The following is a 20,445-nucleotide window of genomic DNA, read 5'->3' as shown; positions in this document are numbered from 1 at the left end:
GTCAGTGGTTTCCTTTGCAGCGGCAGGCGGGATCTTCGGTGCGTTCAGGCACCGGATCGAATCCGCCGGGATGGAAGGGGTGGCAGCGGCCGATACGGCGCACGGCAAGCCAGCTGCCACGCAGCGGACCGTGGCCGGCGATGGCCTGCATGGCATATTCGGAACAGCTGGGGACAAAGCGGCAGCGCGGCCCGAGCAGCGGGCTGATGAAGCGCTTGTAGAAGCGCAGCAGGGCGATGAGCAGGTGGGAGATCACCGGTTCATAGTAAAACGAGTGTCCTCGCTTGGGGTGAATCGCGGCGGCATGGGAGGGTGGCCCGCGCCGCCCGGTGGAGGGCCTCGGCCCATTCAGTACAGGCCCGTTGGGGCACATGGTTGGCAGCGGCGCATATTTGTCGCAGGATGGGGCGTTGGCTGCCGCACGCGTCCTGCGCCGCAGCCATGTCGGCGGCTGTGTCCGTCGACCAGGTTCCGTGCCGCGCAGCAGGTCATGCGGGTTCCGGGCATGCCACAGCCCCGTGTTGCAAGGGCCGTGTGTGCGTCCTGTCACGCGGTTGCTGCAGTCGGCCGGGTAGGCTATAAAGGCCCGCTTTCCCGGGCCCCGGGGAATCCAAGGAAGAGCGTTTCGTGGCTGCTAAAAAATCTGCAAAAAAGGCCGTCAAGGCCGCCAAGAAGTCCGCCAGCCCTGTTGCGAAGAAGACGGCGGCCAAGTCCGTAGCCAGCAAGCCGGCCAAGCCGGTGGCCAAGGCGACGGGAAAGACAGCGGCCAGGACGGCCACGGCGAAGAAGGCGCCAGCAGCGAAAGCGCCCGCGAAGAAGGCGCCGGTAAAGAAGGTCGTGGCCAAGAAGGCTGCGGCCACCAAGGCACCGGCGAAGAAGGTGGTGGCCAGGAAGACGGCAGTGACCAAGGTAGCGGCGAAGAAAGCGCCGGCCAAGGTCGCCAGCAAGCCGGCCAAGGCCGCTGCCAAGCCTGCCAAGGCGGCCAGCAAGCCGGCCAGCAAGCCGGCAGTAAAGAAGCCCGTGGCCACGCCGGCCCCGGCAAAGAAGGTTTCCACGGTCGCCAAGGCGGCCAAGGCCGCCAAGCCGGTTTCCGGCAAGGCGACCGCAAGCAAGCCGTCGGCCAGTCCGGCGGTGAACAAGACCGCCACGGCAAAGCCCGCGGTCGGCAAGGCTACCGGCAAACCGGCGGCAGTGCCTGCAGTGAAGTCCGTACCGAAGCCGGCGCCGCCGGTTCCGGCCACGTCTGTCCCGGCCAGCGACGCCGGCACCAAGGCACCTGAAAAGGTGGCCAAGGCGCCAGCCAAGCAGGCCCCGCAAATCAAGAATCCCGTGCCCGTTTCGAAATCGTCCGCGAAAACCCCTGTGAAATCCGATGCCGCCCCGAAGACTGTCGCCCGCCCGGTGGGCAAGGTTGCCGTGGCAGTGACCGCACGCTCGACCGCTCCGGCGCCGCGCAGCAAGTACAAGGTGGTCGAGTACAAGACCGACGAAGCCACCGGCCGTCCGATCCTGCCCACCGGCTACAAGCCGGGCGCGGAAGAGGAATACATGAGCCCCCTGCAGCAGGAGTACTTCCGCAAGCGCCTGCAGGACTGGCGCGCCGACCTGGTGGAAGAATCCAAGCAGACCATCGAGAACCTGCGTGAGGAAGTGCGTGACATCGGCGATGAAGCCGAGCGCGCGACCCGCGAAACCGAGAACTCGCTGGAACTGCGCACCCGCGACCGTTACCGCAAGCTGATCGGCAAGATCGACAGCACGCTCAAGCGCCTGGAAGCAGGTGACTACGGGTACTGCGTGGACACCGGTGAAGAGATCGGCCTGGATCGCCTGGAGGCGCGCCTGACCGCCGAGCGCACCATCGATGCGCAGGAGCGCTGGGAACACATGCAGAAGCAGCAGGGCGACTAAGCCCCGCGCGGATGCCGATGCATGACGAAAAGCCCGGTTCGCACCGGGCTTTTTCGTTTGCGCGTCCGGCCAGGGCGGTAGCGCCGACCCATGGTCGGCGAGCGCAGCGGGCTGTGGGCTGACCGCGTTACCGGAGTTGCAGTTCCAACTCGCCGCGCTGCGGCAGCTGCACCATCACCGGCTCGCTCTGCAGGTCACCATCGGCGTGCGCGGCGGTTCCATCGCGCGACAGCCGTGCCAGCACCTCCACGCGTGCATGCGCGGACAGCGGCTGGGTCGGCATCGGGCTGTCGGCGTCGCTGAGGCTGACGCTCGCAGGCAGCGCCTGCAGCGGATAGCGGCGCACCGCCACCGGCATCGGCGGGCCTCCCGGTGCACGCGCCAGCACGAACAGGGCCGCGCCCTGCGGCCACTGCGTGGGATCGAAACCGGGCGGCAGCGCGATCCGCACGCGCACCAGCGCCGCCGCCTTTTCCTGCACTGCGCCCGCTGCCGCAGCGGGCGCCTGGGCACCGGCCGCAGCGCGTGCGATGACCAGCTGTTGTTCCAGCGCCGCCGCCGCCCCGGGCTGCAGGCGCGGCAGCAGCGCGGACCACACGGCCACCGCCTCGCCATCGCGGCCGCGTTGGCGCAGCGCGATGCCCAGCAGCCAGGCCGCGCGTTCGGCATCGGGCTGCACCTGCAGCGCATGCTGCAGCCAACCGATCGCCACGTCATCGAAGCGCTTTTCCTGATCGGCCTGCGCACGCGCCTGGGCGGCTTCCACCAGCACCCCGGCGTCGTCCGGCGCCAGCGCTGCAGCGCGGCTGTACGCGGCGGCAGCGGCATCGAGCTGGCCGAGTTCAGCGCGCGAGCGGCCCAGCAGCACCCAGCCATCGGCACGTTGCGGTTCCTGCTCCAGTGCCTGTTCCAGCGCCTGCACGCCATCGCGCAGTTCCGCCAGCGAGGGCGCGGCCGGTGCCTGCGCGGCGCGCGGATCGCCGACCAGCAGGTACAGGCTGGCGCTTGCCGCGCCGATGCTCAGGCAGGCAGCCAGGAAACCCAGCCGCCCACGCGCGCGCAACGGCCACAGCACGGCCAGTGCCAGCAGCAAGCCGGCAACGCCGGCAAGTGCGGCCAACGCGGCCGTCACCAGCCGTCACCGCGGTTTTCGTCGACCACCACGGCGCCGCCCCGGCGACGCACCAGCCGCCACACCACCAGCCCGCCGCCCAGCAGGAACAGCAGCGGCCCGCCCCACAGCAGCCAGGTGCCGGGCTGCAGCGTGGGCTGGTACAGCACGAACTCGCCGTAGCGCTGCACCAGGAAGCGCTTCACCTCGGCATCGTCATGGCCCTGCTGGATCAACTGCAGCACTTCCCGGCGCAGGTCCTGGGCGATCTGCGCATTGGAATCGGCCAATGACTGGTTCTGGCACTGTACGCAGCGCAGCTGCGCGGCGAGTGCATGGAAGCGTGCTTCTTCGGCGGCATCGGTGAACTGCAGCGGCCGCGCGTCGTGGACCGGCTGCTGTGCGCGGGCGACGCTGCAGAACAGCGACGCCAGCAGCAGCACGGCCATCAGCAGGCCGCCTGCGAACCGGCGCGCGCCCTGCGGGTCAGGGCGTGGCGTGCAGTGCATTGCCGGCATCGGCCTGGGCTTTTTCGATCTGTTCCAGTGCCGGGATCAACTTCTGGTCGACCACCGCCTGGGTCATCGCGCCGCTGTACTTCCAGCGCACCACGCCGCTGCCATCCACCAGGAAGGTTTCCGGTGCGGCGGTGATGCCCCAGTCGATCGCGGTGCGGCCTTCGATGTCACTCAACACCACCATGAAGGGATTGCCCAGCTGTTCCAGCCAGCGCAGGGCATCGGCCGGTTCATCCTTCCAGTTGTAGCCGATGACCCGCACGCGCTTGGTTTCGGCGAAGCGGGTAAGCACCGGGTGTTCTTCGCGGCAGGCGGCGCACCAGCTGCCCCAGACATTGATCAGGTACGGCGCACCGCGCAGTTCTTCGCTGCGCACGTGGATGTCCGGATCGTGCAGCACCGGCAGTTCGAAGGCCGGCGCCGGCTTGCCGATCAGCGGCGAGGGCAGGACATCGCGCTGCGGATCGCCGCTCTTCATCACCCCATACACCATCAGCCCGAGCAGGCCGAAGAAGAACAGCACGCCGATCACGATGGCCACCGGGGGCAGCGGACGGGAAGGGCGGGGGGCGGGGGATTCGGACATGGAAAACAGGACTCCTACGGACGGCGGAAACGACGATCAACGGCAGCGACCAGGCCACCGAGCGCCATCAACAGCGCCCCGAGCCAGATCCAGCGCACGAATGGCTTGATATGCACGCGTACGGCCCATGCATTGTTGCCCAGCGGCTCGCCCATTGCCACGTAGACATCGCCGGAAAGCCGCGCATCGATGCCGGCTTCGGTCATCACCTGGCCACCGCTGGCATACAGGCGTTTTTCCGGGTGCAGCAGCGCGCGTTCGCGGCCATCGCGGAACACCCGCAGGTGGCCGCGGTCGGCGCTGAAGTTCGGGCCTTCGCGGTGGTCGACGCCTTCGAAGCGGATTTCATGGCGGCCCACCACCACGGTCTGCCCGGGTGACAGGGCTACTTCGCGTTGCACGTTCAGCGCTTCAACCAGCAGCGCGCCGGCCAGGAACACCGCCATGCCCGCATGGCCCAGCAGCATGCCGGTCATTTCCGCGGTGAAGCGTCCATTGCCACGCAGGCGCTGCCAGATGAAGCGTGCCGTGCCCAGTCCCACCCAGGCGGCCGCGCCGACGCCCAGGCCGACCTTCCAGCCGTTCTGCGGTGCGCGCCACCAGGCCAGCGCGGCCAGCAGCATGGCCAGCGCCAGCCAGGGCAGCAGCAGCGCCAGCGCGCGCGAGGGCTGGTCACGCTGCCAGTTGACCAGCGGGCCGAACGGCAGCAGCAACACCAGCGGGGCCATCAGCAGCAGGAACAGGCTGCCGAAGTAGGGCGGCCCGACGGAGATCTTGCCCAGCCCCATCGCATCGGCCAGCAATGGATACAGGGTGCCCAGCAGCACCATCGCCCAGGCGCTGGCCAGCAGCAGGTTGTTGGCCAGCAGCAGGGTCTCGCGCGAGGTGGCGGTGAAGCCGCGGCGCGGATCGCCGCTGTCCACGCCCAGGCGGCCGGCGCGCAGCGCGAACAGCAGCAGCGCCCCGCCCACCAGGATCGCCAGGAACAGCAGGATGAACATGCCGCGCGAGGGATCGGCGGCGAACGAATGCACGCTGGTCAGCACGCCCGAGCGCACCAGGAAGGTGCCGAGCAGGGACAGCGCGAAAGCGGCGATCGCCAGCAGCAACGTCCAGCTGGCGAAGGTGCCGCGCTTTTCGGTCACCGCCTGCGAATGGATCAGCGCGGCGCCGGCCAGCCACGGCATGAAGCTGGCATTTTCCACTGGATCCCAGAACCACCAGCCGCCCCAGCCCAGTTCGTAGTAGGCCCACCAGCTGCCCAGCGCGATGCCCAGGGTGAGGAACGCCCAGGCCACATTGGTCCACGGCCGTGTCCAGCGCACCCAGCGCGTGTCGACCCGGCCATCCAGCAGCGCGGCAACCGCGAACGCGAACGGCACCGAGAACCCCACGTAGCCCAGGTACAGCATCGGCGGGTGGATGATCAGCCCGGGGTCCTGCAGCAGCGGATTGAGGTCACGGCCTTCCAGCGGCGCCGGGATCAGGCGCGCGAACGGATTGGAGGTGAAGATCAGGAACGCGAGGAAGCCGATGCTGACCAGGCCCATCACCGCCAGCACGCGCGCCTGCACGGTGTCGGGCAACCGCCGCGAGCCCAGCGCCACCGCGCCGGTCCATGCGGCCAACACCAGCGCCCAGAGCAGCAGTGAGCCTTCGTGCGCGCCCCACACCGCCGACCAGCGATACACCATCGGCAGCAGCGTGTTGGAATTTTCCGCCACGTAGCGCACCGAGAAATCCTGCTGCACGAACGCAGCGGTGAGCACCGCGAAGGCGGCCGCCACCAGCAGCAACTGCGCCAGCGCGGCCGGCCGCGCGACCTGCATCCAGCTGGCGATGCCGCGCTGGGCGCCGATCAGCGGGAGGCTGGCCTGCAGCAGCGCCGCCAACAGCGCCAGCAGCAGCAGGATCTGTCCCAGTTCGGGCAGCACTCAGCGCACCTCGGGCGCGGGCACGGGCACATCGTGCTTGACGTGTGCCTTGCCCATCTTGTCGGCCAGTTCCTTCGGCATGTAGGTTTCATCGTGCTTGGCCAGCACTTCTTCGGCGATGAAACGGTCGCCCTGCAGGCGCCCGGTCACCACCACGGCCTGGCCTTCGCGGAACAGGTCTGGCAGGATCTGGTCGCTGCGCACGGTCATGTCCGCATCGCCATCGGTGACGGTGAACAGCGCCACCAGCGAGCCGGGCTCGCGTTTCAGCGAGCCCTTGGCGACCATGCCGCCCAGGCGGAAGCGTTCGGCGCTGCCGGCATCACCGCGCAGCACTTCGGCCGGGGTGTACAGGTAGGCCACGTTGCGCTGCAGGGCCATCGCCACCAGCGCAGTGGCCAGGCCGGACGCAGCCACCAGCAGCAGCACCCACAGCAGGCGACGGCGACGCTGCGGATTCATCGCTCCAGCTCCAGCGGCAGCCCGTTGCCGGCGCTGGCCGAGCGGCGTGCCTGCTGGCGCAGCTGGCGCTGGCGGGCGTCCTGCTGCGCGCGACGCAGGCGCAGGTGCGAGCCGATCGCATCGATCGCCAGCACCCCGACGAACACCGCGTAGGCGGCGACCACGTAGCCCAGGTACGTCATGGTTCCCCCTGCAGCTGGCGCTGCACCCAGTCCTTGCCGGCTTCGCGCTGCAGGTTGTCCGCACGCGCCTTGGCCAGCAGCGAGCCGACGAACCACAGCTTGGTGCCGATCACCATCAGCCACAACGGCAGCTGCATGCTGGCATCCAGCGTGGTCGGCCCGAACAGGCGGATGGTCTGGCCCTGGTGCAGGCTGCCCCACCAGTCCACCGAATACCGGATGACCGGCAGCAGCGCGACCCCGACGATGGCCAGCAGGCCCGCCGCGCGCGCGGCGTTGCGCCGGTCTTCGATGGCCATGTACAGCCCGATCACCCCGAAGTAGAGGAACAGCAGGATAAGTTCGGTGGTCAGGCGCGGGTCCCAGTCCCACCAGGTGCCCCACATCGGCCGGCCCCAGATGCTGCCGGTGAGCAGGGTGATCAGGGTGAAGCCTGCACCGATCGGCGCGCACGCCATCGCCAGGACTTCGCAGACCTTGATCTTCCACACCAGTGCGATGGCCGCATACAGCGCCATCAGCGCGAAGACGAACAGGCTCATCCATGCGCTGGGCACGTGCACGAACAGGATGCGGAAGCTGTCGCCCTGCTGGTAATCGGCCGGAACCACGAACAACGCCTGCCACAGCCCGAAAGCAAGCACCGGCAGCGCAGCGAGGTGGAAGACGCGGGACCAGCGACGGGCGAAACGGTCGAAGGTGGGCGGCGAGCCGAGTTGGTGGAACCAGCGGACGATCGGTTGCATGCGGTAGCGGCTATCCCGGGTTGTCGGTGTGGCTCAGCTCAAGGAAATGCGGATGGCGGCAGCGGTAGCCAGTGGCGCCAGCACCAGCGCCACCACCAGCCCGGCGGCGAGCATCAGCAGCGCGCCATACGGATCCTGGTTGCGTGCGGCCGCAGCGACGCTGCCTGCACCGAACACCAGCACCGGCACGTACAGCGGCAAGGACAGCAACGCCACGAGGATACCAGAGCGCCGGATGCCTACCGTCAGTGCCGCCACCATGCCGCCGATCAGGCTCAACAGCGGCGTGCCCAGCAGCAACGATGCCAGCAACATCGGTAGTTGGTCATGTGGCAGATGCAGCATTTCCGCCAGCAACGGGCTGAGTACGATCAGCGGCAGGGCCGTCGTCAGCCAGTGCATCAGCACGCGCACCAGCACCAGCCAGGCCAGCGGCACCGGCGCCAGCAGCCATTGTTCCAGCGACCCATCTTCGGCATCGGAACGGAACAGCGAATCCAGCGCCAGCTGTCCGGCCAGCAGCACTGCCAGCCACAGCACCGCGACGGCGTTGCCGGCCAGCTGTCGTGGATCGCGGCCGGACGCCAGTGCGAACAGCACCACCACCAGCAAGGCGAACAGCACCGGCTGCAGCGCATCACCGCGGCGGCGCCAGACCAGCCGCAGGTCGCGCACGGCCAGCGCACGCGCGGTCTGCCACAGGCCGGGTTCGGTGCCGGGGGCGATCATGCGGCCACCTGCGGCAGCGCCAACTGCAGCTGGCGCGTGCGCACCGGCGGGGCGGCGTAGGCGCCGTGGGTGGTGACCAGCGCCGCGCCACCGCCGCGCAGGTGCGCGGAGATCATCCGGTTGACCAGGTTGATGCCCTCCAGGTCGAGGTTGGCATAGGGTTCGTCCAGCAGCCACAGCGGTGCCGGCGACAACCACATCCGCGCCAGCGCCAGCCGGCGCTTCTGCCCGGCCGACAGATGCCGTACCAGGGTGTCTTCGTGGCCGGCCAGCCCGACCACCGCCAATGCGTTGCCGGGCATCTGGCGCGCACGACGGCCATGCAGGCCGCACAGGAAATGCAGGTTCTGCAGCGTATCCAGGTCCGGTTTCATCGCTGGCAGGTGGCCCAGGTAGGCCACGAAGCGGGCGCGTTCGGCGGTGCTGGCGGCGCGGCCATCGATCTCCACGCGCCCGGCCGAAGGCCGCAGCAGGCCTGCCAGCACGCGCAGCAGGGTGGTCTTGCCGGCACCGTTGTCGCCCTGCACCAGCAGCGCTTCGCCGGTGTCCACGTGGAAATCGAGCGGGCCGAACACGCGTTCGTCATCTCGTGAGAAGCAAAGGCCATGTGCGGCCAGCAGCGCAGGGGTATCCAAGGGGCGATTCTCTGCGCCGAACACGGGCCCTGATTGTAAAGGCTAGAGAGGGCCGCTGGCCGGTAGTGACGGCCGCTGGCAGGTAGTGACGGCCGCTGGCCGTCAAGGCGCTACACTCACATGCCTGTCTTCCAACCCCGCACAGGCCGATGCAACCGCAGACCAAGCTGCCCAAGGTGGGCACCACCATCTTCACCGTGATGTCCCAGCTGGCCGCCGAACACGGCGCCGTCAACCTTGGCCAGGGCTTTCCCGATTTCAGCGCGCCGCAGCGCCTGATCGATGCCACCACCGCCGCGATGGCCGATGGCCTGAACCAGTACCCGCCGATGACCGGGGTGGCGCCGCTGCGCCAGGCGATCGCGCAGAAGTCGCTGGACCTGTACGGCGCGCAGGTGGATCCGGATACCGAAATCACCGTCACCAGTGGCGCCACCGAAGCGATCTTCAATGCCATCCACGCCGTGGTGCGTGCCGGCGAGGAAGTGATCGTGCTGGACCCGGCGTATGACTGCTACGAGCCGGCCATCGACCTGGCGGGCGCGCGCGCGGTGCACGTGCCGCTGGACCCGCAGACCTTCGCGGTGGACTGGGACCGCGTACGCGCGGCGATCACCCCGCGCACGCGCCTGCTGATGGTCAACACCCCGCACAATCCGTCCGGGGCGATGCTGGCCGAGGCCGACCTGCAGGCGCTGGCCGACCTGCTGCGTGGCACCGACATCTACCTGATCTCCGATGAGGTGTACGAGCACATCATCTACGACGGCCGCCGCCACGAATCGGCGCTGCGCCACCCGGAACTGCGCGCACGCGCGTTCGTGATTTCCAGCTTCGGCAAGACCTACCACTGCACCGGCTGGAAGATCGGCTATGCGATCGCACCGCCCGCGCTCAGCGCGGAATTCCGCAAGGTCCACCAGTACAACACCTTCACCAGTTTCGGCCCGGCGCAGTACGGTTTCGCCGCGATGATCCGCGACGAGCCGCAGCATCACCTTGAACTGGGGGCGTTCTACCAGGCCAAGCGCGACCGTTTCCGCGAGCAGCTGGCGCAGACCCGGCTGGTGCCGCTGGCGGTGCCGGGCGGCTACTTCCAGCTGGTCGATTATTCGGCGATCAGCGACCTGCCCGACCATGAGTTCGTGAAGTGGCTGACCATCGAAAAGGGCGTGGCGGCGATCCCGCTGTCGCCGTTCTATGAGGCGCCGCCGGTTGGCCAGCGCATCGTGCGGCTGTGCTTTGCCAAGAACGAAGCCACGCTGGATGCGGCCATCGAACGGTTGCAGCGGCTGTGAGCGGCGCACCGCAGGACCTGCGCATCAGCCTGGTGCAGGGCGATACGCGCTGGCACGATCCGGCCGGCAACCGCGCGCATTACGCCGCGCTGCTGGCGCCGTTGGCAGGCACGACCGACCTGGTGGTGCTGCCGGAAACCTTCACCAGTGGCTTTTCCAACGCGGCGATCAGCCAGGCCGAAGACATGCACGGCCCGACCGTGGCGTGGATCGTCGAGCAGGCGGTTCAACTGGGCGCCGCGGTCACCGGCAGCGTGCAGCTGCGCGAAGGCGATGCGGTCTACAACCGGCTGTTGTTCGCTACCCCGGACGGCGACCTGCAGCAGTACGACAAGCGCCACCTGTTCCGCTACGGCGGCGAACACGAACGTTATGCCGCCGGACATGAACGCCTGAGCGTGGAATGGAAGGGCTGGCGGATCAATCCGCAGGTCTGCTACGACCTGCGTTTCCCGGTGTTCTGCCGCAACCGTTTCGATGTGGAGCGGGCTGGGCAGCTGGATTTCGACCTGCAGATCTTCGTCGCCAACTGGCCTTCGGCGCGCGCCTATGCGTGGAAGACGCTGCTGCGCGCACGCGCGATCGAAAACCTGTGTTTCGTGGCGGCGGTGAACCGGGTGGGCGTGGACGGCAACGACCTGCACTACGCCGGCGACAGCGCGGTCATCGATTACCTCGGCCAGCCGCAGGTGGAAGTGCGCGAAGTCGAGCAGGTGGTGACCACCACGCTGTCGGCGCAGGCGCTGGCTGCCCACCGCGCGCGCTTCCCGGCGATGCTGGACGCGGACCGCTTCGAACTGGATCCGCCGCCGCGCGCCGGCTGAACCGCGCCCGGGATGGGGGCCACCGCCCCTGTCCTGACGGGGCGTCGCGCTGCTAGATTCGGCGCATCATGAAATCCGGAGTTTCCCGACGATGAAGAACACTGTTTCCCTGATGGCTGTGCTGTTCGCTTCGGCTTTCGTTGCGCCCGCCGCACAGGCTGCCGGCAACATCGAGTGCAGCCTGCGCTATGACCTGTCCGGCTGGTCGGTGTTCTACAAGACCGCCTCCGGCACCGGGACGATCACCTGCGACAACGGCATGCGCATGCCGGTCACGCTGAAGGTCAAGGGCGGTGGCCTGACCGTGGGCAAGTCGAAGATCGTCGATGGCACGGGCCGTTTCAGCGGCGCTTACTCCCCCGATGACCTGTTCGGCACGTATGCGGCGGTCAGCGCGCATGCCGGCGCAGTCCGCTCCAGCGGTGCGGTGGCGATGACCAAGGGTGATATCTCGCTGGCGCTGGCCGGCACCGGCAAGGGCTGGGACCTGGGGATCGACGGCACGGCGTTCACGATCGAACGGCGCTGAGGGCGGTAGTGACGGCCGCTGGGTGGGTGACGACCAACGGTCGTCACCCACCGATAATCCAGGTCGGCGCCCTATCCAATAAAAAACCCGGCCGAAGCCGGGTTTTTTGCTGCATCACGCGAGGGAATCAGCCGCCGCGCGGGCCACCGCGACCGCGGTTGCCACCCGGACCGCCCGGGCCACGGTTGCCACCGGGGCCACCCGGGCCACGGTTGCCGCCCGGGCCGCCGGGGCCACGGTTGCCACCGGGACCACCCGGACCGCGGTTGCCGCCCGGGCCACCGGCCGAACGATTGCCACCCGGGCCGCGATTGCCGCTGGCCGGACGGGGGGTGCTGCCGTACGGGCTGAAGCCCGGGTTGGCATGGTCGGACGGGAACGACGGTGCGTTGCCCGGGTGACCATACGGATGCTTGTTGCCCTGGCCGCCCTGGCCCTGGCCACCGCGATTGCCACCGGCACCCGGCGACTTCGGCTTGGCGTAACCGCCACGACCGCCTTCACCCTGGCCCTGGCCGTAACCACCGCCCTGGCCCGGACCGCGTGCACCGGGACCGCGCGCACCCGGACCACCCGGACCACGGGCACCGGGGCCGCCGGGACCACGGGCACCCGGGCCGCGCGCTGCGCCGGGACCGGCGTTGCGGTGACCGCTCGGGCCGGTGCTGACGCCGTCCGGCACATACCAGCTGCGGAATGCCGCCGGATTGCCTTCCGGCAGGCCACGGTCATTCTTCTGCGGGCGCGCCTTGAACGGACGCTGCGACTGCTTGGCCGCGGCTTCACCGCTGACCGTCAGGCCGCCCTTGAAGCCACCGCCGCCCTTGCCACCGCGACCACGACCGCGCTCTTCGCGGACGTTGTCGAAGCGACGCAGCTCGCGACCTTCATCGGCGGTGTTGTGGCCGTTGACGTAGGCCGTGCCCCGGCCGCCTTCGCGGCCCATGCGCACGGTGGTCTTGGCCGCGCGGCGCTGGCCGATCACCGGCTGCAGGGTCAGCGCGGACGGTGCGCCTTCTTCCAGGTTCAACTTGGCGCGCAGCGCTTCGACCTGGGCGGTCGGCAGTTCCACCGAATGGCCACGGGTCAGTTCGCGCGGCAGGCTCACGGTGCCGTAGCGGGTACGCTTCAGGCGGCTGACCTGGCAGCCCTGCGATTCCCACAGGCGGCGGACTTCGCGGTTGCGACCTTCCTTGACCACCACGCGGAACCAGTCGTGCGAGTCGGTGCCGCCGATGCGCTCGACTTCATCGAACTTGGCCGGGCCGTCTTCCAGCGCGACGCCCCGCTGCAGGCGCAGGATGGTGTTGTCGTCGACCTTTTCCTGGCCTTCCGGGGCGCGCACGCGCACCACGTACTCGCGCTCGACTTCGAAGGACGGGTGCATCATCGCGTTGGCGAGTTCACCGTCGGTGGTGGCCAGCAGCAGGCCGGTGGTGTTGATGTCCAGGCGGCCGATGGCGATCCAGCGGGCGCCCTTCAGCGCCGGCAGCGACTCGAACACGGTCGGGCGGCCTTCGGGATCTTCGCGGGTGGTCACTTCGCCTTCCGGCTTGTTGTAGACCAGCACGCGCGAGGGCTCGGCCAGGGCGGTGGCGACGAAGCCGCGGCCATCCAGCTCGATGCGGTCGCCGCTGCGGACCGACATGCCGGTCTGCGCGACTTCACCGTTGACCTTGACCAGGCCCTCGGCGATGCGCTGCTCCAGCGCACGGCGCGAACCGAGGCCGGCCTGTGCCAGCACCTTATGCAGGCGTTCTTCCAGCTTGAACTGTTCGGAGGTGGCTTCGCGCTTCAGCGACAGCTTGTTCAACGACAGCTTGCGGGGGGTATCACTCATTAACTTTGGCTCCGGCCGACGTTTCATCGTCGGCCTCTGGTTCGGAATCGGCTAGGTCAACAGCCACGGTCGTCTTCGCGACGGCGTTGTCTTCGCTCTCGTTCACTGGCGCCGCGCGCGTGCCCGGCGCGGTGTCGGGGTGCCCGTTGTCGCTGGGCGAAGGTGCTTGCTCATCAGGGTCTGCCGCGACGGGCGCGGCAGGGGGTAGGGGTCCGGCATCGGCGCCTGCGGCGGCCGGGATGCCTTCTTCGTCGGTGCCGCCGGGGGCGGGGGCATCGTCATCATTGGCGGCTGCGCCCGGGCTGGCGGCCGCGGCCGGCAGCGGTGCATCGGGCTGGCCATCCGGCCCCAGCGGCAGCTGCGGTTCCAGTTCGGCCAGGTCTTTCAGCTCGGACAGCGGCGGGAGTTCATCCAGGCGCTTGAGGCCGAAATAATCCAGGAAACCCTTGGTGGTGCCGAACAGCGCCGGCCTGCCAGGCACATCGCGGTGGCCGATCACCCGGATCCACTCACGTTCTTCCAGCGCCTGGATGATGTTGCTGCTCACCGCAACGCCACGGACCTGTTCGATCTCGCCACGGGTGATCGGCTGCCGGTAGGCGATCAGCGCCAGCGTTTCCAGCGTGGCGCGGGTGTAGCGCGTCTTGCGCTCGGTCCACAGCCGGCTGATATGCCCATGGACTTCGGCGGTGACCTGGTAACGGAAGCCGGAGGCCACCTCCACCAGTTCCACGCCTCGCTCGCCGCAGGCCTCGCGCAGGGTTTCCAGTGCGCGTTCCACGCTGCCTGCCGGCGCCGGCTCGTCTTCCGGGAACAGCTCCTTGAGCTGCACCAGGGTCAGCGGCTGCGGCGATGCCAGCAGCGCGCCTTCGACGATTCGGTTGATCAGCGGTTGATCCATCGGCAATTCGCGCTCACTCGTTCGGGTTGGCTGCGTCGTTGTCATCGAATTCGCTGCTGAAAGACAGCGGCTCATTGGTGTTTCCCGCCGCCAGCGACTTGACGTAGATCGCCGCCAGCGGGGCTTCCTGCACGATATCCAGCAGCTGCTCCTTGGCCAGTTCCAGCATGGCCAGGAAGGTGACCAGCACGCCGAGCTTCCCTTCTTCGGCGGTGAACAGCGATTCGAAACGGTAGAACACGCCTTCTTCCATGCGGCCCAGCAGGTCGCCCATGCGCTGGCGCACACTCAGGGCTTCGCGCTTGATCGCGTGCCCGGTGAACAGCTCGGCGCGCTTGAGCACGTCGTGCAGGGCCACCAGCATTTCCTTCAGTTCCACCGGCGGCGGCAGGCGGATCGCCGCGCGGTCGGGGACGAAGGCATGCACCACGGTGGTGTCGCGGTCCTGCCGGGGCAGGGCGTCGATATCCTCGGCGGCCTGCTTGAAACGTTCGTACTCCTGCAGCCGGCGGACCAGTTCGGCGCGCGGATCGGCTTCCTCACCGTCCTCGCTGACAGGCCGCGGCAGCAGCATCCGCGACTTCACTTCGGCCAGGATCGCGGCCATCACCAGGTATTCGGCGGCGAGCTCGAAACGCAGCTCGCGCATCACCGTGATGTATTCCACGTACTGCCGGGTGATCTCGGCGACGGGGATGTCCAGCACATCCAGGTTCTGGCGGCGGATCAGGTACAGCAGCAGGTCCAGCGGCCCTTCGAATGCATCCAGGATGACTTCCAGTGCATCCGGCGGGATGTACAGGTCCTGCGGTATCTGCAGGACCGGTTGCCCATGCACCACGGCCAGCGGCATTTCCTGCTGCTGTGGGGTGGGCGGCCGGATTGACGGGGTCGCGTCTAGCGCGGTTTCAGAGGTCATCAAAGGACATCAGGATTGCAACGGACCGGTCGCGGTGCCGGCCATTGCCTCCAGGCAACTGCCTGACAGGCCATGGCGGAAACCAGGACACGCCGGAATCGGCGCGATTCCACACATCAATAAAGCAGGACGCACCGCACTGGCGGCAGCGACGAAACTACGGGGAGGTCGTCTACGCGGTCTGGTCGGGGGCAGCGGTTCGATCATCGGTGGCCTGCGGGGCCATGGGACCGACGGGACGCTGCGTCCAGTCACGTGCAATGCAAACAGGTTACGGCTTTGCAATCGCGGTGTCCAGTCAGGCACAGCGCGTGGTCAGGCAGCCGCTAGAATCAGCGCCAGTTCCCGCAGGACAACAGGAGACAATCGATGTGGTACGTAATTGAAGGCTACGACGGCCAGGACGTGCTTCCGGCCCGGATCGCCGCCCGCCCGACCCACCTGGCCCGGCTGCAGGCCCTGCAGGAGCAGGGCAGGTTGCTGCTGGCCGGTCCGTGCCCGGCGATCGACAGCGAGGACCCGGGTCCGGCCGGCTTCAGCGGCAGCGTGGTGATCGCCGCGTTCGATTCGCTGGCCGCCGCCCGCGAATGGGCCGACGCCGACCCCTACGTGGCAGCCGGCGTCTACGTGCGCACCGAGGTCCGCCCGTTCCGCAAGGTCCTGCCGTGAGCAACGCCGAGCGGATGGAGCGAATCCGTGATGCGTTGCAGCAATCACTGGGTCCCGTGCACCTGCATGTTGAAGACGACAGTCACCGTCATGCCGGCCATGCCGGGGCGCGTGACGGGCGCGGTCATTTCAACGTCCACGTGGTCAGCGAGCACTTCGCCGGAATGGGGCAGATTGCACGACATCGCGCCGTGTACGCTGCACTTGGCGACATGATGCAGACCGATATCCACGCGCTTTCCATACGTGCGCAGACCCCGGTCGAGGCTGGCTGATCCGGTGTCCCTTGCTGTCCTGTGACGTCCCCGGGGCGTCCCGCGGTGGACAGCGGGCGGACGCCCCACGACCTATAGGACTAACGAAGTGTTTACATCGGACATTGGAAACGCTTACATTCCGCGCCAAGCCGTAGGGCTGGAGTCGTGGAGGGCGACTTTGTGAACAAGGCAGCGATCACCATCAAGGATGTTGCGCGGGAAGCCAAGGTCTCCGTGGCCACGGTTTCGCGCGCGCTCAATGGACACGAAAATGTCGCCGAGCCGGTTCGCCAACTGGTGCTGGAGGTGGCTGCGCGCCTGCGCTACACCCCGCACGCCGCCGCCCGCAGCCTGAGCAGCCGGCGCACCAATACCGTCGGGGTGGTGCTGCCCGACCTGTACGGCGAGTTCTTCTCCGAACTGATGCGCGGCATCGACCAGATCGCCCGTATCCGCCGCCAGCACCTGCTGGTGTCCAGTTACCACGGCGACCAGGAACAGCAGGGCGCGGCCCTGCGTGCCATGCGCGGCCGCGTCGATGGCCTGCTGGTGCTGTCCCCGTATGCGGAAAGCCCGGGTTTCCTGACCGACAACCTGCCGCAGTCGCTGCCCACGGTGCTGATCAATACCTACCTGCCCGACCAGGATCATCCTGTGTTGAGCATCGATGACCACGCCGGCGCCGTGGCGATGACCCGCCACCTGCTCGACGTCGGCCACCGCCGCATTGCCTTCATTTCAGGCCCGGACTCCAACTACGATGCACGCGAACGCCTGCGGGGCTTCCGCGATGCGCTGGCTGCCTTTGGCAGTGATGCGCAGGGCATCGAGCTGCCCGGCGATTTCGACGAAGCTTCCGGCCACCGTGCCGGTCAGGAGTTGCTGGCAGCCGGAACGCTGCCCGATGCGGTATTCGCGGCCAACGACATGATGGCGCTGGGCTGCCTGTATGCGTTCGCGCAGGCAGGCCTGAAGGTGCCCGATGACGTGGCGCTGGCCGGTTTCGATGACATTCCGCTGGCCCGTTTCGTTCACCCGTCGTTGACGACGATGCAGGTGAGTATCGCCGAGCTCGGTGACATGGCGATGACGCGCCTGATGCAGTTGATGGATTCAAAAAGCGCGGAAAGCGCGGGTGACAAGCAGACGCTTGTGCCGAAGCTGATCGTGCGTGATTCAAGCAAGAGTGTTTCCCGCAGGACCCAAACCCACACGCCATCCGGCCGTTGAAGCCAGAGGCGATTCCATTTTTTGTTTGACATGAAAGGGGCGGCCATCGCGGTCGCCACCACCCCCGGAGATTTTCATGACGCAGTTCAATCACCATCGTCGGATGCCGGCTCGCCGTCTGCTGACGTGCGCCCTGGTCAGCTGCCTGGCCATCGCTGCAGCACCGGACGTGATGGCCCAGTCGGCCAACGCGAGCCTGCGCGGCACCGTTGCTTCGGCCCAGGCCGGCAGCGAAGTGGTCGCCACCAACGTGGCCACCGGCACCACCCGTCGCGGCACCGTCCGCGCTGACGGCAGCTACTCGCTGATGGGCCTGGATCCGGGCACCTACGACGTGGTGGCCAATGGCCAGACGCAGAAGGTCACCGTGACCGTGGCCTCGGCCGCCACGCTGAACTTCAGCGGCGCGGCAGCGGCGGCTCCGGCCGGCGATGCCACCACCCTGGATGCGGTGACCGTGGTCGCCCCGACCCTGCTGCAGGAAGTGCGCACCTCCGAAGTCGGCAAGACCGTCAGCCTGCAGCAGATCCAGACCACCCCGCAGGTCTCGCGCAACTTCCTGGAGTTCGCCGACGCCGTGCCGGGCCTGATCTTCACCCGCGATGCGAAGGGCAACACCTCCCTGCGTGGCGGTGCCACCAATGCCGATGGCACCAACGTCTACATCGACGGCGTGGGCCAGAAGAGCTACGTCAAGGGCGGCGGCGTGGCCGGCCAGTCCGGCAGCGCCGGCAACCCGTTCCCGCAGCTGGCGATCGGTGAATACAAGGTCATCAGCGGCAACTACAAGGCCGAATACGGCCAGGTGTCCAGCGCGGCCGTGACCGCGGCGACCAAGTCCGGTACCAACGAGTTCAAGGGTGAAACCTTCTACCGTTACACCAACGAAGACATGCGCGCCAAGACCCCGGCCGAGCGCCAGCCGGGCCAGACCAAGGAAGCGTCGGCCGAGAAGGAATACGGCTTCGCGCTCGGTGGCCCGATCGTCCAGGACAAGGCGCACTTCTTCGTGACCTACGAAGCCAAGCGCTTCGACCTGCCGGTCACCATCGCCCCGGAAGGCTCGGTCACCAACCGCATCGGCCTGCTGCCGGCAGACGCGGCCGCCGGCCTCGGCCCGGCCAGCCAGCCGTTCCAGCAGGACCTGATCTTCGCCAAGATCGACTTCGAGCCGACCGACAACGATCGCATCGAACTGAGCTTCCAGGATCGCGACGAGACCCAGCAGCAGTTCAGTGGCCAGACCGCGCCGGAAGCCGGCCGTGAAGTGGTCAACACCGACCGTCGTTACGCGCTGCGCTGGAACCACAGCGGTGAGCGTTACTACAACGAACTGATGCTCACCCATGAAGATTCGTTCAACAACCCGACCCCGCTGACCCTGGGCAACGGCTACACCTACACCGCGCCGGACGGCACCGAAGACCGTACCCTGGTCAAGATCGGTGGCGCCTCCGCGCTGGATTCGCAGGTGAAGGGCCAGAAGGGCTGGGCGATCGAAGACAACCTGACCCTGGATGGCATCGAGTGGAACGGCGACCACACCATCAAGATGGGCGCCAAGTACAAGGAAATCGACCTGTACGCATCGGATGCGGCACAGATCAACCCGGCCTTCACCTACACCCTGGGCGATCCGGACTTCCCGTCCGACATCCCGTACAAGGCGCAGTTCGTCAAGCCGGTGACCGGCGTGTCGGGCGTGTCCGGCGAAGTGCGTTCCAAGTCCAAGCAGATCGGCCTGTTCATCCAGGACGACTGGCAGGTCAACGACCACCTGCAGCTGAACCTCGGCCTGCGCTGGGACTACGAAAAGACCCCGGCCTACCTGGACTTCGTGACCCCGCAGGCGGTTGTCGACGCGATCTACTCGCAGGATCCGCGCGCTGCCGCCGGCCAGACCTACGCCGATTCGCTGGCACTGGGCGGCCTGGACATCAGCGATTACATCAGCACCGGCAAGAACCGCAAGGCGTTCAAGGATGCCTGGCAGCCGCGCATCGGCTTCTCGTATGACATCAACGCCGACGAGCAGCACGTGTTCCACGGCGGTGCCGGTCGTTCCTACGATCGCGACCTGTTCGACAACCTGCAGCTGGAAACCACCAAGCTGGCGCTGCCGCAGCCGACCATCTACTTCCGCAACCCCAACACCGGCACCTGCCTCAATGGCCAGGCCGCCTGCTATGACTGGAACCCGAACCTGCTCAACGGCATCGGCAACCTGCAGGCGCTGGTCGGTTCGACCAGCAACGCCGGTCTGGAAGTGGACCTGCTGAACAACAACCTGAAGGTGCCGTACTCGGATCAGTTCAGCTTCGGCATGAGCAACCAGGTCGGTGAGTGGCTGACCGATGCCACCATTTCCCGCACCCTGAGCTACGACGGCTTCGCCTTCACCCTGGGCAACCGTTACCCGACCGGCCAGTTCTTCGATGACCCGCGTCTGTGCGGTGGCAGCGATCCGGGCCTGAGCCAGGCCTGGAGCTGCAACGTGCCGGGCTTCGGCAGCCTGATCATCGGCCAGCAGGGCATCAAGACCCGCGCGACCCAGGTCCTGCTGTCGGCGCAGAAGCCGTTCACCCAGGAAAGCGGCTGGGGTTCGTCCATCGCCTACACCTGGACGACCGCACGCCACAACCGCGACATCAACGAGAAGTACGCCTTCGACCGCGGCCTGATCGAGGACTACCCGACCATCCGCTCCAACGGCGCGCCGCGCCACCGCCTGGTGGTCACCGGTTCGTACGCGGGCTTCTGGGGCATCACCTTCGGCGGCAAGGTCACCCTGGCCACCCCGACCGCAGTGAACGACTGGTACCCGGTCGCCCAGTCGACCGGCTTCGACCTGCCGACCCCGGGCGCCGCGGTGCCCAACGGCAACGGCAAGTTCCTGCTCGGTGGCAAGATCTTCGGCTACCGTTCGGTCGACCTGCAGGCGACGAAGACGTTCAAGATGGCGCACGAGACCGAGCTGTACGCGCGTATCGACATCATCAACGTGTTCAACTTCGACAACTTCTCCAACTACAACTACACCAAGACCAACGGCAAGCTGCTGGCCAGCTACAACGAAACCGGCGACATCGTCGGTACGCCGCGCCAGGTGAAGGCGGAAGTCGGCTTCCGGTTCTGATCCGGAACGCCTGATGCACGACGCGGTA

The 20,445-nt window shown here is 67.7% G+C and carries 21 protein-coding genes; 8 read left to right on the top strand and 13 right to left on the bottom strand.

Annotation, left to right across the window (positions count from 1 at the left end; translation table 11 throughout):
- Position 1 precedes the first annotated feature (1 nt).
- On the bottom strand, positions 2-256 hold the full coding sequence (gene yidD, locus ABB28_RS01095; protein ID WP_042615209.1) for a membrane protein insertion efficiency factor YidD: 255 nt from the start codon (positions 254-256) through the stop codon (positions 2-4).
- 371 nt (positions 257-627) lie between these two features.
- On the opposite strand from yidD, the gene dksA reads away from it, so the two are divergent.
- Positions 628-1,911, top strand: a complete 1,284-nt coding sequence (dksA, locus tag ABB28_RS18510; RefSeq protein WP_083491854.1) for an RNA polymerase-binding protein DksA — start codon at positions 628-630, stop codon at positions 1,909-1,911.
- A 127-nt stretch (positions 1,912-2,038) separates the two neighbouring features.
- Here dksA and ABB28_RS01080 read toward each other — a convergent pair whose 3' ends face one another.
- From ABB28_RS01080 to ccmA, 9 genes are read right to left on the bottom strand one after another with little or no spacing between them, the layout of a single operon-like run.
- Positions 2,039-3,046, bottom strand: coding sequence for a tetratricopeptide repeat protein (locus ABB28_RS01080; RefSeq protein ID WP_057506855.1), 1,008 nt, complete (start codon positions 3,044-3,046; stop codon positions 2,039-2,041).
- On the bottom strand, positions 3,040-3,471 hold the full coding sequence (locus ABB28_RS01075) for a cytochrome c-type biogenesis protein (protein ID WP_152983342.1): 432 nt from the start codon (positions 3,469-3,471) through the stop codon (positions 3,040-3,042). Before ABB28_RS01075 ends, ABB28_RS01080 begins: the two co-directional genes overlap by 7 nt.
- A 37-nt stretch (positions 3,472-3,508) precedes the next feature.
- Positions 3,509-4,126, bottom strand: coding sequence for a DsbE family thiol:disulfide interchange protein (locus ABB28_RS01070; protein WP_057506853.1), 618 nt, complete (start codon positions 4,124-4,126; stop codon positions 3,509-3,511).
- Between the two features lie 14 nt (positions 4,127-4,140).
- Positions 4,141-6,060 carry a heme lyase CcmF/NrfE family subunit gene (locus ABB28_RS01065; protein ID WP_057506852.1) on the bottom strand — a complete coding sequence of 640 codons (1,920 nt, stop codon included), beginning with the start codon at positions 6,058-6,060 and terminating at the stop codon, positions 4,141-4,143.
- A complete protein-coding gene (gene ccmE, locus ABB28_RS01060) occupies positions 6,061-6,522 on the bottom strand; it encodes a cytochrome c maturation protein CcmE (RefSeq protein ID WP_057506851.1) in 462 nt (153 codons plus the stop codon).
- Positions 6,519-6,704, bottom strand: a complete 186-nt coding sequence (ccmD, locus tag ABB28_RS01055; protein WP_057506850.1) for a heme exporter protein CcmD — start codon at positions 6,702-6,704, stop codon at positions 6,519-6,521. The genes ccmE and ccmD overlap by 4 nt, the downstream gene beginning before the upstream one ends.
- Positions 6,701-7,450, bottom strand: a complete 750-nt coding sequence (locus ABB28_RS01050) for a heme ABC transporter permease (protein ID WP_057506849.1) — start codon at positions 7,448-7,450, stop codon at positions 6,701-6,703. Before ABB28_RS01050 ends, ccmD begins: the two co-directional genes overlap by 4 nt.
- A 33-nt stretch (positions 7,451-7,483) precedes the next feature.
- On the bottom strand, positions 7,484-8,179 hold the full coding sequence (ccmB, locus tag ABB28_RS01045; RefSeq protein ID WP_057506848.1) for a heme exporter protein CcmB: 696 nt from the start codon (positions 8,177-8,179) through the stop codon (positions 7,484-7,486).
- Positions 8,176-8,814 carry a heme ABC exporter ATP-binding protein CcmA gene (gene ccmA / locus ABB28_RS01040; protein WP_057506847.1) on the bottom strand — a complete coding sequence of 213 codons (639 nt, stop codon included), beginning with the start codon at positions 8,812-8,814 and terminating at the stop codon, positions 8,176-8,178. The genes ccmB and ccmA overlap by 4 nt, the downstream gene beginning before the upstream one ends.
- A 149-nt stretch (positions 8,815-8,963) precedes the next feature.
- On the opposite strand from ccmA, the gene ABB28_RS01035 reads away from it, so the two are divergent.
- The 3 genes from ABB28_RS01035 to ABB28_RS01025 all read left to right on the top strand — a co-directional run bounded on the left by ABB28_RS01035 (position 8,964) and on the right by ABB28_RS01025 (position 11,465).
- Positions 8,964-10,112, top strand: coding sequence for a pyridoxal phosphate-dependent aminotransferase (locus ABB28_RS01035; protein ID WP_057506846.1), 1,149 nt, complete (start codon positions 8,964-8,966; stop codon positions 10,110-10,112).
- The gene (locus ABB28_RS01030) at positions 10,109-10,936 is read left to right on the top strand and encodes an amidohydrolase (RefSeq protein WP_057506845.1); all 828 of its coding nucleotides are present in this window, start codon (positions 10,109-10,111) and stop codon (positions 10,934-10,936) included. Before ABB28_RS01035 ends, ABB28_RS01030 begins: the two co-directional genes overlap by 4 nt.
- Before the next feature lie 91 nt (positions 10,937-11,027).
- On the top strand, positions 11,028-11,465 hold the full coding sequence (locus tag ABB28_RS01025; protein ID WP_057506844.1) for a hypothetical protein: 438 nt from the start codon (positions 11,028-11,030) through the stop codon (positions 11,463-11,465).
- 127 nt (positions 11,466-11,592) lie between these two features.
- Here the strand turns inward: ABB28_RS01025 and ABB28_RS01020 are convergent, their stop codons facing one another.
- The 3 genes from ABB28_RS01020 to ABB28_RS01010 are packed head-to-tail and all read right to left on the bottom strand — an operon-like array spanning position 11,593 to position 15,125.
- Positions 11,593-13,305: a pseudouridine synthase gene (locus tag ABB28_RS01020; protein WP_057506843.1), complete on the bottom strand. Its 1,713-nt coding sequence runs from the start codon at positions 13,303-13,305 to the stop codon at positions 11,593-11,595.
- Entirely contained in the window at positions 13,298-14,206 is a 909-nt protein-coding gene (gene scpB, locus ABB28_RS01015) for an SMC-Scp complex subunit ScpB (RefSeq protein WP_057506842.1), read from the bottom strand. Before scpB ends, ABB28_RS01020 begins: the two co-directional genes overlap by 8 nt.
- Before the next feature lie 13 nt (positions 14,207-14,219).
- The gene (locus tag ABB28_RS01010; protein ID WP_057506841.1) at positions 14,220-15,125 is read right to left on the bottom strand and encodes a segregation and condensation protein A; all 906 of its coding nucleotides are present in this window, start codon (positions 15,123-15,125) and stop codon (positions 14,220-14,222) included.
- Between the two features lie 369 nt (positions 15,126-15,494).
- Here ABB28_RS01010 and ABB28_RS01005 point away from each other — a divergent pair, with 369 nt between their 5' ends.
- The 4 genes from ABB28_RS01005 (at position 15,495) to ABB28_RS00990 (ending at position 20,417) form a co-directional block, all read left to right on the top strand.
- A complete protein-coding gene (locus ABB28_RS01005) occupies positions 15,495-15,794 on the top strand; it encodes a YciI family protein (protein ID WP_057506840.1) in 300 nt (99 codons plus the stop codon).
- Between the two features lie 14 nt (positions 15,795-15,808).
- Complete coding sequence (locus ABB28_RS17610) at positions 15,809-16,069, top strand: BolA family protein (RefSeq protein ID WP_083491856.1); 261 nt, start codon at positions 15,809-15,811, stop codon at positions 16,067-16,069.
- A 147-nt stretch (positions 16,070-16,216) separates the two neighbouring features.
- Positions 16,217-17,281, top strand: a complete 1,065-nt coding sequence (locus ABB28_RS00995; protein ID WP_057506838.1) for a LacI family DNA-binding transcriptional regulator — start codon at positions 16,217-16,219, stop codon at positions 17,279-17,281.
- Positions 17,282-17,357: 76 nt separating this feature from the next.
- Complete coding sequence (locus tag ABB28_RS00990) at positions 17,358-20,417, top strand: TonB-dependent receptor (RefSeq protein WP_057506837.1); 3,060 nt, start codon at positions 17,358-17,360, stop codon at positions 20,415-20,417.
- Positions 20,418-20,445: the final 28 nt, after the last annotated feature.

The organism is Stenotrophomonas chelatiphaga (genome assembly GCF_001431535.1).
In the GTDB taxonomy this organism is placed as follows: domain Bacteria; phylum Pseudomonadota; class Gammaproteobacteria; order Xanthomonadales; family Xanthomonadaceae; genus Stenotrophomonas; species Stenotrophomonas chelatiphaga.
The sequence above is the reverse complement of the archived record's forward strand: the minus strand, read 5'-3'. Positions and strand labels throughout refer to the sequence as shown.